Consider the following 17,999-nt stretch of genomic DNA (forward strand, 5'->3'; position numbering starts at 1 on the left):
CTCGCTGGTGTCTGTCCTAGTGTATGTATGGCCTTAGGACACGCAGCAGGGGCCGCGCAATACCAAGGACTGCGTAAACATGTAAGATTTGTGAAAGGATGTGTTCACGAAAACGCCCCGAAAACCGGCAGATTTTTCTGCACCTGCGACATAAATGGGTCGTTTAGAGAAGATTCTCCGCCACATCGGCCAATCGAACCGCACCAAGTTGACCCATATTTGCTTCGAGATCTTTGGATAGAATCTCTATCAGGTGAGCTGGCCCTCGCTTACCAAGCGCACCCAAAGCATGGTGAAAGCCACTGCCCATAAAGGCAAAATCGGCTCCCAGCGCGATGGCACGCAAGATATCAAGACCGGTTTCAATCCCACTGTCGACAATCAGGGGCAGCGTGCAAGCGGCGCGAATCTGCGGCAACACATCAATTGTTGCAGGTGCAGCATCGAATTGACGCCCCGCATGATTGGAGATCCAGATAGCATCCACTCCAGCCGCCTCCAGAGGCGCTGCATCCTCACTGCGCATCACGCCTTTCACCACAAGTTTGTGAGGCCAGTGCGCCCTTAACCAATGTACATAGTCCCAATCAGGTGAGGTGCGCAGCAAATAGCCTGCATGCGCAGTCGAACTCAGACCTGTGATATTTCCAGCATATTCATCAATCAACTTCATGCGTGGCATCCCACGCTGCGCCATTCCCATTGCCCAGGCAGGTCGCATGGCAACTTGTGCAAGCAAGCGAGGCGTCAGCTTTGGTGGCGTGGTGAGGCCGGAACGCACCTGTCGTTCCCGACGGCTGGCGACAGGGACATCTACAGTGAGCACCAGTGTCGTATATCCTGCATCACCTACCCTCTTAAGAATATCTTTGCGTATCTCCTCATCTCGAGGAGGGTAGAGTTGGAACCAACCGTTTCCATTGAGATGTGGCACAACGTCTTCAGGTGTTTGCGTTGCCACCGTCGACAAGCAATAGGGTATGTTTGCTTTGGTGGCAGCTTGCGCAAGCAGTTGCTCGGCATTCGGCCACATGAGACCAGACATGCCGACAGGTGCCACACCAAATGGAAGCGCATAGTCGTGCCCCAAAAGTGTCGTTTTCAGAGAGGGTGAAATGTCTCCATGCAATATGGAGGGCACTAGCTGGATGGCATCGAGTTGAGACCGATTTCGATGTTTGGTGCGCTCCTCACCGGTTGCGCTGTCCAAGTACTCCCAAACAAATTTGGGCAGGCGTTTCTTGGCGCGTTTTTTCAGATCAGCCAAAGCGGGATATTTGCTGTGCAAGTCCATCATATTTGTGTCCAACGTCTCCAAGAAAATGTCCAGCGCAACCTGTATGAGAAACAGTCAGCTCGAGCCAGAACATAAGAAGAACAACCCTTTTGCATCCTTTCGCTTTGCGATAAGTTGCCCTCATGAGCAGTTTTGACGAATTTGACGCCTTCGAAGGCGCGTCGCTTTCAGCACGCGCAATGATGGCGCGCCCGAGCCCGTATCTTGACGAACTTAACCCGGCACAGCGGGAGGCTGTCGAGCAACTCGATGGTCCGGTTTTGATGTTGGCGGGCGCAGGAACGGGAAAAACCAAGGCTCTGACTGCTCGTATTGTGCATCTGCTAAACACCAACAGGGCGCGTCCAAACGAAATTCTGGCCGTTACTTTTACCAACAAAGCGGCACGCGAAATGAAAAACCGCGTGGGCAATATGCTTGGACACCAAATCGAAGGTGTGCCTTGGCTCGGCACCTTTCACGCTATCTGCGTTAAACTGCTGCGCCGTCACGCCGAACTGGTGGGCCTCAAATCCAATTTCACCATCTTGGATACCGACGATCAGCTGCGCTTGCTCAAGCAATTGGTGGCTGCGGCAAATATCGATGACAAACGCTGGCCTGCGCGGCAACTTTCATCCTTGATTGATGGCTGGAAAAACAGAGCTCTAACCCCTGAAAAGCTGCCAGCAGCAGATGCCGGCGCCTACAATCACCGAGGGGGGGAACTTTATGCGCAGTACCAGACGCGCCTCAAAGAACTGAACGCTGTGGATTTTGGTGATCTGCTTTTGCACATGGTCACGATTTTTCAGGACAATCCAGATGTGCTCGCCATTTACCAGCGTTGGTTTCGTTACATTCTTGTGGACGAATATCAGGACACCAACGTCGCGCAGTATCTCTGGCTGCGGCTGCTTGCGAGCGGTCACAAAAACATCTGTTGTGTCGGCGACGACGACCAGTCGATCTATGGTTGGCGCGGTGCTGAGGTCGGCAACATCCTGCGGTTTGAAAAGGATTTTCCCGGCGCGCATGTGGTGCGGTTGGAGCAGAATTATCGCTCGACCGGCAATATTTTGGCAGCCGCGTCTAATGTCATTCGGGGCAACGAGAACCGGCTTGGCAAAGAGCTTTGGACCGAAGCGGATATGGGAGAAAAAGTTCGGCTGATCGGCCATTGGGACGGCGATGAAGAAGCGCGGTGGGTCGGTGAAGAAGTCGAAGCCATGCAGCGCGGTACACGCGGAAAGGATCCAAAGTCGTTAGAAGACATGGCCATCCTCGTGCGTGCTTCTCACCAAATGCGCGCATTCGAAGATCGTTTTCTCACCATTGGTCTGCCGTATCGCGTGATCGGTGGCCCACGCTTTTATGAGCGCCTCGAAATTCGTGACGCGATGGCCTATTTCCGGCTCGTCGTCAGCCCAGAGGATGATCTGGCCTTTGAACGCATTGTGAACACGCCGAAGCGTGGCCTTGGCAATGTCGCGCAGCAAAAGATACAGACCTGTGCACGATCCAACGGCGTGAGCCTTGTCGAAGGCGCCCGTATTCTTCTGGAGGAAAAGGGTATCGGCGGCAAAGGCGCGAAGGAACTCGGCGCGCTGCTGGACGGTTTGGAGCGATGGCGCCGTCAAGGAACTGTGCCACAAGTTGAAGTGCCGCTTGACGATGACTCTGTAATTGACGACGGCTTAACGCAAACCGCGATGCGCCTGCAGGACGGTCACGCGGAACTCAATCATGTTGAGCTGGCCCAGGTCATTTTGGACGAGGCCGGCTACACCGCGATGTGGCAGAACGACAAAACGCCCGAGGCGCCCGGGCGACTCGAAAACCTCAAAGAGCTCGTGAAGGCACTTGAGAGTTTTGACAATCTTCAGGGTTTTCTGGAACACGTCAGCCTGATCATGGACAATGAGAGTGAAGACGCAGAACAGAAAATTTCCATCATGACTTTGCATGCAGCCAAGGGGCTCGAGTTTCCTGCAGTTTTCCTTCCCGGCTGGGAAGATGGATTGTTTCCGTCACAGCGATCGATGGATGAAAACGGTCTCAAAGGTCTGGAGGAAGAACGCCGCCTTGCCTACGTAGGCATCACGCGTGCAGAAGAAATATGCACCATTTCTTTTGCCGGTAACCGTCGAGTGTTTGGCCAGTGGCAAAACCAGATGCCATCTCGTTTCATTGATGAACTTTCTGACGAAAATGTGGAGGTTTTGACACCCCCCGGTCTTTATGGACACAGCGGCAACACCCGCGACTCTGGCGGCTTCGGCACATCTGGACTGGAACAGTCCGCTATGCGTGCAGATGCCTATAATTCTCCTGGATGGAAGCGGATGCAATCGCGCGCAGGCCAATACGGCACAAGCCAGCCTAAGGAGAGCAAAACCTCCGCCATCGATATGCAGGCGGTGTCGAGTTTTATGGTTGGGGACCGCGTCTTCCACCAGAAATTTGGCTATGGCGATGTCACCGACATAGAGGGCGACAAATTGACCGTAGAATTTGAGAAAGCGGGACAAAAGAAGGTGGTCGCGCGTTTTGTCAGCGCGCCCAACGATATCCCTTTCTGACCAAGCGTCGCTAAACCGTGCTGTCGTTGACAGAGCACTGGATGCGGATTTCACTGGGCCTCACACAGGAGTATGCCCATGATTTTCTATGACTGCAGTACTGCGCCAAGCCCGCGTCGGGCAAGAATGTTCATTGCTGAAAAAGGACTGAGCGTAGAGACCCGCGAAGTGGATCTGCGCAATGATGCGCATCGCAGCCCGGAGTTTTTGTCCATAAACCCTTGGGGCACTGTTCCGGTGCTTGTCACTGAAAGCGGCCAACAGATCTCAGAAAACGTCGCAATTGCGACCTACCTTGAAGCCGCCTTCCCTCAACCGCCTCTGATGGGGCAAAGCCCCGAAGAAAAAGGATCTGTGGCAATGTGGAACGCGATATGTGAATTTCACGCTGGATGGGCCATCGCTGAAGTCTTGCGCAATTCCTCACCTGCTCTGAAGGAACGCGCCCTACCTGGGCCAGTGAACTATACACAAATTCCCGACTTGGCAGAACGTGGCGCCAAACGACTGGGCGTGTTCTACGAAACGCTTGAAACGCGTTTGCAAGAAAGTCCTTGGCTAGCTTCGGGCGACTTCACAATGGCAGATATTACCGCCTTTGTTTTTTGTGATTTCGCGCGCATCGTGAAGATGTCACCGCCCCTGGAAAACGAAGCGACACAGGATTGGTTTGCAAAGATACGTGCGCGCCCGAGCGCAACATTGTAGCGCTTCATCCAGATGCATCGTTAGGATCCAAGCGCTGAAACTGGATTGGGCTTCCTAGATCCATTTTGCTTTGGGCTGGAATGAGAAGCCAGAGTCTTGAATGGCCGCACATTTTAGGGTTCGGCAATCTTGTATTGCTCGACACAGAGCTGACGAGCCCTCTTGCACAAACAGGTCAATACATACCACATGCCAAAATGAAGCAACTGAAACGACAACTTCCTCCCCTGACGTCTCTGGTCGCCTTTGAAGCTGCTGCACGCTTGGGCTCATTTACCACAGCAGCCGAAGAGTTAAACGTTTCGCGCGAAGCCGTCAGCCGACAGATTCGCTCCTTGGAAACGTATCTGGGTGTAAAATTGTTTGACCGAGATGCGAACACCGCAGCAATGGGGCCATTGGGGCAACATTTTTATGCGACGGTCTCTCCCAATCTTTGGGCGATTGCCTCGGCAGCCAATGAGCTAGCAGGCGACCGCGATGAAGAGCGCGTTGCAACAGAAGAAATTCCAGCAAGCCAGTCAGTCGAAAATGAAGACCTGCCAACTCTGCTTATCGTCGATGATTGCGCCGACAACATTCATCACCTCTATGGGCTTCTAAGCGATAGTTATCGTGTCATTGCGCAACGGTCAGGTCGAGATGCGCTCGCGCACTTGTCCAAAGAAGCTGTTGATCTCATCCTGCTCGACATAAGAATGCCCGACATGGATGGCTACGAAACTTGCCGTCGCATTAAAGCCACCGCAAGTCTTGCCGAAGTCCCGGTTATCTTTGTCACTAATTTGGATGACCCTGCAGATGAAACGAGGGGACTTGAACTAGGCGCTTGTGATTTCATCTCTCGCCCTGTTGTGCCTGCCGTGATTAAAGCGCGCATTCGCACGCATATCGCCCTGAGGCAATCCACTACAGCATTGGAAAACTTGCTCACACGGCGCGCTGACAGATTGCAAAAGGCAGAAAACCTGCTGGCGAAAATGGCAAAAGAAATCGATCACTACCGATCAGAGTGAGCCAACTGACAAGCTTCTCTTGCGAATGTAAGCGCATTGGCGAAATCAAGCCGATCAAGCGCCTCGACGACATTCGTGGCATTAATATCGGAGGGGTGGCCTTGCTGGAGCATCCTAGCATAGGGCAGCGATGCCATATCATTCGATTCCAACAACTCGATCAGCCGCTCCCATGAAACATGTCCTTCTAACGAAGGCTCATCTTGCCCCAATTCCATGTCTTCAAAAATCTTCCGCATTTGGGAAATCTCTCTCAACAAACTGTAGAAATATGAGGCATCAGTCTCAGTTTGTTTGGCGGCATCCGACAACGCATCTGCACCAACGGTGGATGCCGACCCTTTGATAACATGTAGCAACGCACTCATGTTCCCACCACCGGCTCCCGCTGCAGCCAGTGCAGTTTGCCAACTTTCAAGTTGCTGGCGAAACCGGTCGAGATTTTGTTCATAAAGTCTCTGGTTCCCCCCAGCCAACATCAGACCTTGCTGACGATTGAGTTCTGCTGAATTTCGCTTGGTAGACATGGATGAAGACAAAGCCGACTTTAACTGACTCGGATCAACGGGCTTTGGCAAAAATTCAACAAACCCTGCAATGCGACATTTTTCGTATTCTTCTGGTGTCGCATTGGCCGATGTTGCAATGACGGGCACCAAGGCTGAGCCATAGGTGTCTTTGAGCGTTTGCATTGTCCGGTGCCCATCCATCATTGGCATGTGCAAGTCCATCAAGATTACATCAGGCATCGCCGCAGAGACCTGTTCAAGCGCTGCGCTCCCATTTTCTGCAGTTCGTACATCCGCACCAAATCCGTTTATCAAGGCCTCAAACACCGACTGATTGATCCGATTGTCTTCGACCACAAGGATATCGCGACCGATAAAAACTTGAGACGAGTGGTCCATATCGCCCCCCGTTCTCCGAGATCTACTCAATCCATCTAAAAGCTCTTCATGGGTGAGAGGCAAATCAATAGCCAGAGATCTACGCTCGCTTTGACCAACGGGCGAAAGCGTAACCTGCCCTTCTTCCACCAAGATTTTCGTGCTTGGTGCATGGCTGTCTACAATGCAGCCCACCCTTTGCACCATCCTCGTGATTGCGCTGAATGGACCCTGATTTCCAACCACACAAACAGATATCTGATTTTCAATTGCCATCACTTTGGGCTTGCTGGGCGTAACGAGCGCAAAACTGAAACAAGAGCCCTTTCCCACTTCGCTTTCGACCGAAAGATCGCCGCCCATTTGCTCAGCTAAGCGCAACGCGATCGACAGGCCAAGCCCGGTCCCGCCATATTTTCGAGTGGTGGAACTATCCGCCTGTCCGAATGGTTTGAAGATTTCTTCGATCTGCTCTGGAGAGACTCCGATGCCTGTGTCTCTCACGCTTAGGGTGATGCGTGTTTCGTTGTCGTGCAAAACATCACAGCCTACGTGAAAACAAATCTCGCCGCTTTCCGTAAACTTCACAGCATTGGATGCAAAATTCATAACCACTTGCCGAAGCCTGATCGGATCAGCGCAAATCTCGCTTGGAAGATCGGGTGCATAGTCCCAGATCAGACGCACTTTTTTTTGTTGAAGCAAAGCCCTCGTTTGCATCATGACGCTGTCTAGGAACGCATCCACTGAGAACCAGACGTTCTCCAAGGTCATTTCACCGGCTTCAATCTTGGACAGGTCTAGCACTGAGTTGATGTTTTGCGACAAATGCGCTGCGGCGGCACGCATGTCCTGAATGTGCCGCGCGCTTCGGTTGGTATATCCATCTCTCAACAACACTTCTGATAGACCAATGATGGCATTCATTGGTGTACGCAGCTCGTGGCTCATATTGGCAAGAAAAATGGACTTGGCTTTTGATGCTTCAACAGCTTCATTTCTGGCCGCGACAAGCTCCTGAGTGCGATCCTCTACAATCGATTGTAGATTGTCTCGACTGTCTTCAAGCTCTCCCACTGTCCGCCCAAAAGCGCGCGCGAGACGTGCAATTTCGTCTCGCCGGTGCGGGTCAAGCAGGCGGTGATCTCGATCCGTGAGTTCGAATTTATGACCATCGCGCACGCGCAGCGCAGCCATCTGAAGCCGCGTTATCGGGCGAATAACGGTGATTTGCACCAGAAGAAAAATGGCGCCGGTTACAAGGAGTGTCTGAAGGATACTTGAGCCAAGCACAACCAAACTCCGAGCGACCATTTCGGCTCCGATGGTTTGATAGGAATAAACAGCAAACAAAGAGCCGATCTTGGCGCCATCTCGCTTGCTGTGCAGCGCAAAGCGATAAACCTCGTCACCATCTGACCCAAAACCAAGCCAGCGCGCGATTCGCGGTGCCTCAGATTGTGCAGAACGCACAACGGATAGATCTCCTATGCCAGTACTTTGCCGCAAACTGTCGCTTAATAGTGGATCCTCGATCCATGCTTGCGAAATCACCGGGTCTTTCAGCAGCCCTCCCATAAAGGCCAAAGTATCCGGGATATCTACCTCCCAATATGCACTTTCGATCTGTGGCAGCGTGGCACGGATGATGCGGTCCGCATTCTGGCGCGCCGTGTCCACACGTTGCGTTCCTTCGACCCAAAGGGTCACGACCCCTAATACAAGCCCCGAAAGAATACCCAATACACCCGCCGCAATCGCGATTTTGGGTGTCACACCCAATCTGTTGAGGCGCGCGCCTATCATCTAGCGAAATACTCCAGAATAATTTCTTCTATCCGGCCAGAGATCTGCATGTCATTCAGTGCCTTTTGCAGGAGCCCCGCCATTTCGTCTCCAGCGCGATTGCGGGGAAATGCGATATAGCGCCCCTGTTCAACCAAAGGTGTCGGAAGAAACCGCAACTTCTCATTTAATCCCATTTCGTCAATGACATGAGTGAGTGTGGCATGTCCGCCAACAATCACATCTGACCGCCCCAACATCAGTTTCAGAATGTTAGTATAATCGTCTTTGGACATCTCTCTAACAATGTCAGGGCTTCGATCAAAAGCATTCTCATAGGTGAAACCAGACACAACGCCCACAATCAGCCCATCCAAATCTGCTAAGCTTCTAATGTCGACTATCGGGCTCTCAGCCAAAGTAACGTACACGGTTTTGGTTCGGCGCATCGGGCCAACCATATTCCACTTCTCAAATCGCTCAGATGTCGGTGCAAGCTGAAAAATGGCATCTAGATTTCCAGCACTGAAATCCAGCAATGCGCGATTCCATGGCAATGGACGATGCTCTAATTCGATATTTAACTTGTCAGCTGCCTCGTTCAGTATTTCTACGTCGATGCCGCGGTACTCGCCGCCAACTGAATAGTTGAAAGGCGCAAAACCCTCCATCGACCCAACAATCCAAGTCTCTGCATCGATGGATGACGCCGAACTCGCAAGACAGACGACCGCTGCCAAAATATGTGCGGTTTTTGCAAGCAACGCGTTCATTGAGAAAGCTCCAAGAAGTTTCGCGCGACACTAACCATCCAGTTCGGTGCAAAGCAATCTATCCCTTCGTCAGAAAAGTTACGGTCAAGGCGTAACTTTTTTGTCTCTCACCAAGGTCGCGACTTCGCTGCTAACCAGCGCTCGGACAAAGCGATCGTGACCTTCTTCGGTGGCGAACCGCAGCGCCGGTCACGGGGCGCTTTTCAATTCAACAGGAGGAAACATGTCCAAAACCAATAAAATTGCGAGCGCACTGCTGGCGCTTGCCATGAGTACTGGTGCAGCGTCTGCAGCGGATCAAACCTTTGTCACCATCGGGACCGGCGGTGTCACCGGTGTGTACTACCCTACTGGCGGCGCGATCTGCCGACTGGTTAACAAAGGTCGTAAGGAGCATAACATTCGCTGCTCCGTGGAATCCACCGGTGGCTCTGTATACAACGCACGAACCATTCGTCAGGGTGAGCTGGACTTTGGGGTCATTCAGTCCGACGTTCAGGTGAAATCCATCAACGGTACGGACCAGTTCTCTGAAGACGGCCCTTACAACGGCTTGCGTTCCCTTTTCTCTGTACATCCAGAACCAATGCACCTGATGGCGCGCGCAGATGCCGGCATCGCCACCACTGCTGACCTCAAAGGCAAGCGCGTCAACATCGCCAACCCTGGTTCCGGCACCCGCGTACTGGCAGAAACGCTTCTGCAATATGAAGGCCTGTCTGTTGACGACTTCTCCCTCGCTGCAGAACTAAAGTCCTCTGAGCAAGCCGCAGCATTGTGCGATGGCAAAATCGACGCAACAATTTGGGCCGCAGGCCTGCCGAACGGGTCTTCGCAAGAGGCCACATCGACATGTGATGTAAAGATCATTCCTCTGTCTGGTGCTGGCATCGACAAACTGTTGGCCGACAACACCGCCTACGCACCTGCAACCATTCCTGGCGGCATGTACCCAGGCAACCCAGATGATCTGCCATCCTGGGGCCCCAAGGCGACCATCGTGACGTCAGCTGAAGCATCTGACGAAGTTGTCTATCAAGTGGTAAAAGCCATCTTCGAAAACTTTGATGGCTTCCGCAAGCTGCACCCAGCTTTCGCCAACCTGAAAGAAACCGAAATGGTTTCGGACGGTTTGACCGCTGAAATTCATCCAGGTGCGATGAAATACTACCAAGAACGCGGCTGGAAGTAACTTCCTCCCATACCGCCCCCATTCAATCGGTGGGGGCGGTTTTTGTTCGCTCATAAAAAGACGTCCATAAACAAGAGGGACAACTGTGACCAACGCTTCGACACAGTCAGACACATCTGCGCAGACCGATCAGGTCGATCTGGAAGATATTGTTGCCGAGTCCGACACCGGGGCACGCACGCCGCACAATTGGTTTTCAGCCAAAGTCTTATGGGGGGTTCCTCTCATTTGGTCGCTCTACCAACTTTGGATCGCCTCCCCTCTTCCGTTTGTCTTGGGTGTCGGTGTTTGGAACGACACACAAACCCGTGCAATCCACCTCGGGTTCGCGGTATTTCTGGCTTTTGTCGCCTTTCCGGCCTTCCGCTCGAGCCCGCGCCATCACATTCCGGCCCTCACCTGGCTAACCGCCATCGCAGGCGCAGTGAGCGCCTCTTATCTGGCGTGGAACTACGTTGGCGTGGCCGCCCGCACCGGCATTCCCAGCACGCTTGATCTTGCAATGGCAGGCATCGGCATTGTCCTGTTGATGGAAGCCGCCCGCCGGTCTCTTGGGTTCCCACTGATGGGTGTCGCAATTTTCTTCCTCGCATATGTCTTTTTCGGCTCCTGGGAGGGTTTGCCGGAAATGGTGCAGTGGAAGGGCGCGTCGTTTAATAAGGCGATGAGTCATTTGATGCTGACAACCGAAGGCGTGTTCGGCGTCGCTCTTGGGGTCTCATCAGGATTTGTGTTTCTGTTTGTGCTGTTTGGCGCGCTGCTCAATCAAGCTGGAGCTGGCAACTACTTCCTTCAGCTGGCTTTTGCCGCGCTTGGCCACCTGCGTGGCGGCCCCGCGAAAGCGGCAGTTATCGCCTCTGCTGCCACTGGTCTGATATCCGGCTCCGCCATCGCCAATGTGGTGACCACTGGAACATTCACAATCCCGCTGATGCGACGCGTTGGCTTCTCTCCTGCCAAAGCTGGCGCTGTAGAGGTTTCGTCCTCCATCAACGGAGTGCTTACTCCGCCTGTGATGGGCGCGGTTGCCTTTCTGATGACAGAATATGTCGGCATCTCCTATGTGGAGGTTGTGAAAACCGCCATCGTTCCAGCGGCAATTTCCTATATGGCGCTGGTCTACATTGTTCACCTCGAAGCGCTGAAAATGGGCATGACCGGCACCAGCCGCATGCATCCCATCAAGTTCATGCTTAGTGCTATCTTCATTATCGCGATTTCTATTGTGATCGGTGGCGGCACCCTTTGGCTTGCAGGTCAGGTTGTGACTTTGGTTGATAACCTGATTGGACCGATGTCCACTCCGGCACTCGTAATCGGCCTCCTGATCACCTACGTGGCAGCCGTTCGCTATGCCGCAGCGCGACCCGATCTGGAAACCGGCATCGACTCCATGCTGAATCTTCCACCGGCTCGGACCATTCTGAAGACCGGTCTGCATTATCTGCTGCCGATCCTGCTGCTGATGTATCTGCTGATGATCGAGCGCAAGTCGCCGGGTCTGTCGGCTTTCTGGTCTTCGATGTTCATGCTCCTGATTTTGCTGACCCAGGATCCACTCAAGGCTTTCTTCCGAAATCAAAGCACCATCGCAGCCTCTTTCTCACATGGGTTTGCACAAACCATCGAAGGCATGATTATCGGTGCACGCAACATGGTCGGCCTTGCCGCAGCGATGGGGCTTGCGGGCATCATCGTGGGGGCAGTGACCCTGACCGGTATCGGGCAAGTTATGGCGGAATTTGTGGAATTCCTGTCAGGCGGCAACCTGTTGGCAATGCTGTTTTTCGTCGCTCTCATTTCGATCATTCTCGGCATGGGCCTGCCCACCACAGCAAACTACATCGTGGTCAGCTCCCTGATGGCGGGCGTGGTTGTTGAACTGGGTGCCCAGAATGGCCTTATTGTGCCACTGGTCGCGGTTCATATGTTCTGCTTCTACTTCGGGATCATGGCAGATGTGACGCCCCCGGTTGGCCTTGCGTCTTTCGCAGCCGCAGCTATTTCAAAAGGCGATCCCCTGCGCACCGGATTTCAAGCATTTTTCTACTCAATCCGGACCGCGCTTCTGCCATTCTTGTTCATCTTCAACACCGACCTGTTGCTGATTGATGTGGGCCCGATACAGGCCATCCTTGTCTTCATAACCGCCCTGATCGCCATGCTGCTCTTTGCGGCTGGCACAATGGGCTACTTCCAGACACGCTCAAAACTCTGGGAAAGCGCGGTTCTGATCTTCTGTGCCTTCATCCTGTTCCGCCCGGATTTCTTCCTGAACCAGATCGCAGATGAATTCGAAGTGCGCCCGGCCTCTGAAATCTACACATTGGCCGAAGCCGCACCGGACAACAGCACATTGCGCGTGCGTCTGACGGGTGAAAACCTCGAAGGCGATCTGATCGACGCCCGCTACCTGCTCCCACTTGGCACGGCTGGTGAAAATGGTGAAATCCGACTGTTGGATGGCGCGGGCATCGAGTTCCGCAACGAAGATGGCGCACTTTTCGTGGACAATCTGAACTTCGGTGGCCCGGCAGAGCAGCTCAAGATCGACTTTGACTGGGAAGTTGTTGAGATCGAAGTGGAGGCTGCGCGTCCTCCTCAAGAGATCTTCTATTTCCCTGCTCTGTTGCTGCTAGGCCTTGTGTTTGGCGTACAGCGCCGCCGCAAAGCGAAAACCGACTCCCAAGAGGTAACCGCATGACCCGCACAGTCCTCGCCGCGATTGACCTGACTCAACCCGATGATCAGAAGGCCGTACTGACAAAAGCACGCCAAATTGCCGATTTGGAAGGCCTGCGATTGTCGGTGGTCACTGTACTGCCTGATTTTCGCATGAGCCTTGTTGGCACCTTTTTTTCGGACGAGCACACCCATGAAATGACCGAAAGCAGTCGTGTTGCGCTACATAGTTTTATCGAAGAGACCGTGGGTCGGGATGCGGAAACAAAGCACGTGATCCGGATGGGTAAAACGTCAGAAGAAATCCTGCTCACAGCCGAAGAGTTAAAGGCGCAGGTGATTGTAATTGGTGCGCACAAGCCCAACCTTAGGGACTATCTGATTGGCCCGAATGCGGCCCAGATCGCTCGTCACGCACCGTGTTCCGTATATATCGTACGTTAAATTTCGAAACGTGTCCGATACAACAAGAGAGGAGCGTTGCCCCGCAGGGCAACCTCACAACAACGCCTTGCATTCGTCCTGAGAACGCAATCAGACACCGCCCGTCCGCACCCAAGAAACGACAGATTACCCGCAACTATTCCTTATGTTGAGTGGCCCCTTTAGGGCACCAAATATGCAGTCTTCACGCGGCTGCATCCCAACAATTAATAAGTCTCTGTAAGAGATCACTGAGATGTTGATTTTCAGACGGCCTACAAGTGGCTAAAACAGTGAAGCTTCGGGCAAGTGTCATGAAACCTAAGGGGACGGCTGCGTGACTTCATATGGAAGAAACCTATTCAGGCTCTGCTTGGTGAGCGCTTGTTTAATGTACGCCAAGCCTTCGTTGTCCCAACCTGACATCCTTGTTCTGGGCGATAGCCAAATTTCGTTCGGCGCAGGCAAAGAATACCTCAGCTTCTTTGAACAATTGACAGAACGATGCAACATCACTCCACAGCGACAAAAAGCACTGCGCAAGCTGGGAGAGAGAAAAACAGCGGCAATTGGTGTGCGGTCAACATCTTTGCAATCCTGGACCACACCTCGGGGTGCTGCCAAGGGCGCCATCTGCGATGTCGACAAAAAGTTTGGTGTGAATGCAGGCGCTTACGGCATCAATGACAATCCCAAGCGCGTTTTCGTTCAAATTGGCAAGGGCGATGCCTATCAGTTTTGCAAGCCAAACAAGACAGCATTTGAAGCGATGTTTGAACAGGGGTATTACAAACCAAACTTGCTGGTGCTTACCTTCTTAGGGAATTCAGCTGACCGCTGGGCTCATTCGCCCGAACTCGCAGCCAAAGACGCACGCGCAACTCTCGCACAAGTGCCTAGGGACGTGCCGTGTGTGTTTATTTCAAGTGTTCCAGTTTACCTAGAAAAGACCAACGACACCCGCATGCGCGCCCAAACAGAAATCGCGCGCGCTTTTAAGAAAGCGGGCAACCAATGTGCTGTCGTCGAAGGTTTCAATCAGCAAACACGCGCCGCAATCGAAGGCCAAGCTGTTTATTTCCGTCGCAATGACTCAGGTCGCGTAAAAGATCCGCATCACCCAAAGCCTGCCGCGATCCGCCAATTTCTTGAAATCAATTCAGCACAGATCTGCAGTGCCGTTTTTAAGTCCTTACGATAGCGCAAAATGGGGATGGATAAACAAATGAAGGTGCTTAAAAAACTGGCCATGAGCCTATGTGTTTCAGTGGTTGTCGCAACATCTGCACAAACCCAGGAGTTCACATCGCCGGAAATTTTGATTATCGGCGACAGTCAGATTTCCTTTGGATCCGGGCCCGCTTTTCTAGAGTTTTTCAGCGATATCAAAAGCCATTGCCATCCAAACGCACGGCAAAAACAAAACCTCAAACACCTGGGTGAAATGCGCGTCGGTGTGATCGGGGTGCGATCGAGCTCCATAGATTCCTGGACAGCCAGATCCGGACGAGCCAAAGACACAATCTGCAAAGTGGATCCTAAATGGAATGTCAACGCTGGCACCTATGGATTTGTGAACCAGACTGGCAACAAATACGTGCAAATCGGCAAAGGTAAAGAATACCAATTTTGCGCGCCTGGCAGTTCGCCTTTGGAAGAAATGCTGCGCGATGGATACTATGATCCCAAACTGATCCTCATGTCATTTCTCGGCAATTCAGCCAAGCGGTGGGCAAACTCTCCCGAAGCGGCCATCAAAGATGTCAAACGTCTAAAATCCCAGTTGCCGCGCAACATGCCGTGTATTTTCATGACGACGGCGCCCGCCTACAAAAAGGAAATCGTCGATCTGCGCTTACGCGCGCAGCAAAATCTGATGACTGCGTTCAAGGAAACAGGCCTTCAATGCACTTTTGTCCCTGGTGCAACACCGGAGACAGTTGCCGCCAATCAAGGGAACAAACATTATTTCCGCCTCAATAAAAACGGTATGGTGAAAGATCCCTATCACCCCAACGAAGCAGCGGCCAAAAACTTCTTTGCGTTGGAAATGAACCGGATATGTGACGCGATCTTTGAACAGATCGAGCCGACTAACAAACAAAGCTAAGATTAAGGCGACAACGGTTGTTCTCGAATGGGTTGAACGCGCGCATCGCAACAGCGATTGTGGATCTTCTGTAGGTCAACGGCTCACAATTCTAGCGATCTAAAATGCACGGTTATCGCACGCAGAAACGGTGCGCATTTTAATGATCCCACGTCGGATTTTCAGAGTCCGTCAACTTCTTGCATCTACTCCAATGAACCATCAACCGATGGGAGCCAGAAATTGGATCAACGCGTACAGGCTGAGACAGCCGAAGACATCTTTGCCCTTATCAAAACGATCCCTGCACACGACCAAAGCGGGCCGGTTGCGGCGCTTCTGTCGGATGGTGATATATCAGAACTCATGATCTCGGTTGCGACCGACGACTTCGCGACTGTACGCGAGAATGCCCGCGTCGGCAGTGGCGTGAATTTTCAAGGCGCCTATGGCACAAGCCCCCTCCTCTTTGCAGCAACCCTGAAGCACCCAGATGTTTTCGCGTTCTTACTCGACAGTGGCGCTCGATTGGATCTCGCACTTGCACCAGAGGCCTCCGCAGTCACCTGGGCTGCGCGCTTTGGTAGCGTCGACACCATGGCACACGTGATCCGCGCAGCACTCGCGTTCGAAGATCGCAGCCATATGATCTTCTTTCAGGCCCTAGAAGGTCTCGTGCGTTCTGACGATGCCGCCCCGAAACTGGAACGCCTGGTCGGCTTTGGTTTCAACTTTATTCTGCCGAGCCCAAAAAAACTTACGCCTATGCATGTCGCTGCAAGCGCAGGCAACATCGAGGCCATAAGGAAGCTTTCAGCATTTGGGCTGGATCTCGCAAGTGCAGGTGAAAACGGCGTGACACCAATGCATATGGCTGTGGTTGCTGGTCAACTACATGCTGTGGAAGCGATGATTGCGGCAGGTGCGGATCTTGAATGCACTGACAATCGCGGTGAAACACCTCTATTTTATGTCTCTTCGCGAGATGGCGGGCAAATGTTTGATGCTCTCATCAAACTCGGGGCAAAAATCGACGCGCGCCGCTTTGACGGCGGCACCATCTTGCACAAAGTCGCAGCACTTGGCGATGTGCGCCTGTTTGATCGCCTCATTCATCTTGGCGTCGGCCTGGAAGATCGCGACAACAAGGGCAATACAGCACTGCACACAGCCTCTGGTGCGAGCCAATTGGTTGCCATGCGCAAGCTACAGAGCCTCGGAGCAGATCTTGAAGCCAGAAACGGGCGGCAGGAAACGCCAATCTTTCTGACCATCAACGCGGAAAACCCTGCGGCATTCCGTGCCTTAGACAAACTTGGCGCGGATCTTTCCAAGCACCGCAGCTATGGCACCAGCCTTTTGCATGACGCGGCCCGCTGGGGCAGAATGGAGATTTTGAAAACCCTGCTGGAAAACGGTGGGAATGTGAACTGTGTCAATGAATTTGAAGAGACACCGCTCCATTTTGCTGCGAAATTTGGCCATATCGAAGCAATCAAGATGCTCCATGAATTTGGTGCGAACCTTGAAATAGAGAACAAACAAGGGGAAACGCCGATCAACTCCACGATGGAGGCACTGGGACGCAAATCATTTGCAACGCTTTCTCAGCTCGGCGCGAACACCAAAACTTTGAACAGATTTGGTGAGGGGTTAATCCATTCCTCCGCGCGATGCTCAGATCTTGAAATCTTTGAGAAGGTTATCGAAGAAGGCGTCGATGTAAACGCAACTTCAGAAATCGGCGAGGGCGCATTCCACTATGCTGCCCGGTCTCCGATTGCCAAAAAGAAACTCGATATTCTCAGCTTGCTTGGCGCAGAAATCGAAGCTGAAGACGATCGAGGGCGTACGGCAATGCACTCCGCCGCCGAAGCAAAAAACATGCCTGGCATCAACGCACTCTACGATATGGGGTTAAGCCCCGTTGCGAAAGACCGGCAAGGCGTGACGCCGTTGCATTTAGCAGCCGCGTCAAGTCGTTCTGAAGGCACTCAAGCCATCAAAGCACTTGTTGGCATGGGAGCGGAAGTCAATGAGATTGACAGCAATGGGCTTACACCGCTCCACTATGCAGCCGCGTCTGGCCACGCATCAAACATTCGCGCTTTGGTTAAACTCGGGGCGCGGGTGAACGTCGTAGACCCTAAAGACAACACACCGCTGCACCTCGCAGCCAAAGCAGAAAAGAAAGAAGCCTTGGCGGAGCTGTGTGACCTCGGCGCGGCGTTGGACGCCCGGAATGCAGACAACCACAACGCTCTACATATTGCGGCGATGGGAAACACGCGTCGGATGGCGCTGATCACATTGCTCCTGCAAAAAGGATGCGACATCAACTGGCGAACGGGTCTTGGCGAAACCGTCGCGCATTTGATTGCAGAGGACAACGATCTGAAACCCGTTATTCTCATCCGCCATATGGAAGAGCTCGCCGAGCTCGGTGTGGATTTCTTTTTCCGCAATCGCAAAGGGTTGGGCGCGCTCCAAATTGCTCAGGAACATGTTGAAAGCCATGGTGAGGAGTGGGAGCGCAAAAAAATCGCGCAACTGCGCAAAAAACGCGGCCGGAATGCATCCTAGCCA

The 17,999-nt window shown here is 52.8% G+C and carries 12 protein-coding genes; 9 read left to right on the plus strand and 3 right to left on the minus strand.

Annotated features, from left to right (window positions below; all coding sequences use genetic code 11):
* Nucleotides 1-163: 163 nt before the first annotated feature.
* The gene (locus J7413_RS14840; RefSeq protein WP_209099610.1) at nt 164-1,294 is read right to left on the minus strand and encodes an alpha-hydroxy acid oxidase; all 1,131 of its coding nucleotides are present in this window, start codon (nt 1,292-1,294) and stop codon (nt 164-166) included.
* Between the two features lie 125 nt (nt 1,295-1,419).
* Here J7413_RS14840 and J7413_RS14845 point away from each other — a divergent pair, with 125 nt between their 5' ends.
* From J7413_RS14845 to J7413_RS14855, 3 genes are all read left to right on the plus strand, one after another.
* Nucleotides 1,420-3,858, plus strand: a complete 2,439-nt coding sequence (locus J7413_RS14845; protein WP_209099546.1) for a UvrD-helicase domain-containing protein — start codon at nt 1,420-1,422, stop codon at nt 3,856-3,858.
* A gap of 78 nt (nt 3,859-3,936) precedes the next feature.
* A complete protein-coding gene (locus J7413_RS14850) occupies nt 3,937-4,566 on the plus strand; it encodes a glutathione S-transferase (RefSeq protein WP_209099548.1) in 630 nt (209 codons plus the stop codon).
* Between the two features lie 80 nt (nt 4,567-4,646).
* Nucleotides 4,647-5,582, plus strand: coding sequence for a response regulator (locus J7413_RS14855; RefSeq protein WP_209099550.1), 936 nt, complete (start codon nt 4,647-4,649; stop codon nt 5,580-5,582).
* Here the strand turns inward: J7413_RS14855 and J7413_RS14860 are convergent.
* Both J7413_RS14860 and J7413_RS14865 read right to left on the minus strand, forming a co-directional pair.
* Complete coding sequence (locus tag J7413_RS14860; RefSeq protein WP_209099552.1) at nt 5,567-8,245, minus strand: ATP-binding protein; 2,679 nt, start codon at nt 8,243-8,245, stop codon at nt 5,567-5,569. The two genes, J7413_RS14855 and J7413_RS14860, sit on opposite strands and share 16 nt — an antisense overlap.
* 26 nt (nt 8,246-8,271) lie before the next feature.
* Nucleotides 8,272-9,027, minus strand: coding sequence for a transporter substrate-binding domain-containing protein (locus J7413_RS14865; RefSeq protein ID WP_209099554.1), 756 nt, complete (start codon nt 9,025-9,027; stop codon nt 8,272-8,274).
* 223 nt (nt 9,028-9,250) lie between these two features.
* On the opposite strand from J7413_RS14865, the gene J7413_RS14870 reads away from it, so the two are divergent.
* The 6 genes from J7413_RS14870 to J7413_RS14895 all read left to right on the plus strand — a co-directional run bounded on the left by J7413_RS14870 (nt 9,251) and on the right by J7413_RS14895 (nt 17,996).
* Entirely contained in the window at nt 9,251-10,219 is a 969-nt protein-coding gene (locus J7413_RS14870) for a TAXI family TRAP transporter solute-binding subunit (RefSeq protein WP_209099556.1), read from the plus strand.
* A gap of 85 nt (nt 10,220-10,304) precedes the next feature.
* Complete coding sequence (locus tag J7413_RS14875) at nt 10,305-12,923, plus strand: TRAP transporter permease (RefSeq protein ID WP_209099558.1); 2,619 nt, start codon at nt 10,305-10,307, stop codon at nt 12,921-12,923.
* Entirely contained in the window at nt 12,920-13,345 is a 426-nt protein-coding gene (locus J7413_RS14880) for a universal stress protein (protein WP_209099560.1), read from the plus strand. The genes J7413_RS14875 and J7413_RS14880 overlap by 4 nt, the downstream gene beginning before the upstream one ends.
* Before the next feature lie 370 nt (nt 13,346-13,715).
* The gene (locus tag J7413_RS14885; protein WP_209099562.1) at nt 13,716-14,525 is read left to right on the plus strand and encodes an SGNH/GDSL hydrolase family protein; all 810 of its coding nucleotides are present in this window, start codon (nt 13,716-13,718) and stop codon (nt 14,523-14,525) included.
* A gap of 24 nt (nt 14,526-14,549) precedes the next feature.
* Nucleotides 14,550-15,434: an SGNH/GDSL hydrolase family protein gene (locus J7413_RS14890; protein ID WP_209099564.1), complete on the plus strand. Its 885-nt coding sequence runs from the start codon at nt 14,550-14,552 to the stop codon at nt 15,432-15,434.
* A 222-nt stretch (nt 15,435-15,656) separates the two neighbouring features.
* Entirely contained in the window at nt 15,657-17,996 is a 2,340-nt protein-coding gene (locus J7413_RS14895; protein WP_209099566.1) for an ankyrin repeat domain-containing protein, read from the plus strand.
* Nucleotides 17,997-17,999 lie beyond the last annotated feature (3 nt).

Source organism: Shimia sp. R10_1, from assembly GCF_017744095.1.
GTDB lineage: Bacteria > Pseudomonadota > Alphaproteobacteria > Rhodobacterales > Rhodobacteraceae > Shimia.

Coding starts and splice junctions, on each gene's coding strand:
- J7413_RS14840 (WP_209099610.1), bottom strand. CDS start 1,294: ATGGACTTGCACAGCAAATATCCCGCTTTGGCTGATCTGAAAAAACGC.
- J7413_RS14845 (WP_209099546.1), top strand. CDS start 1,420: ATGAGCAGTTTTGACGAATTTGACGCCTTCGAAGGCGCGTCGCTTTCA.
- J7413_RS14850 (WP_209099548.1), top strand. CDS start 3,937: ATGATTTTCTATGACTGCAGTACTGCGCCAAGCCCGCGTCGGGCAAGA.
- J7413_RS14855 (WP_209099550.1), top strand. CDS start 4,647: ATGAGAAGCCAGAGTCTTGAATGGCCGCACATTTTAGGGTTCGGCAAT.
- J7413_RS14865 (WP_209099554.1), bottom strand. CDS start 9,027: ATGAACGCGTTGCTTGCAAAAACCGCACATATTTTGGCAGCGGTCGTC.
- J7413_RS14870 (WP_209099556.1), top strand. CDS start 9,251: ATGTCCAAAACCAATAAAATTGCGAGCGCACTGCTGGCGCTTGCCATG.
- J7413_RS14880 (WP_209099560.1), top strand. CDS start 12,920: ATGACCCGCACAGTCCTCGCCGCGATTGACCTGACTCAACCCGATGAT.
- J7413_RS14885 (WP_209099562.1), top strand. CDS start 13,716: ATGTACGCCAAGCCTTCGTTGTCCCAACCTGACATCCTTGTTCTGGGC.
- J7413_RS14890 (WP_209099564.1), top strand. CDS start 14,550: ATGAAGGTGCTTAAAAAACTGGCCATGAGCCTATGTGTTTCAGTGGTT.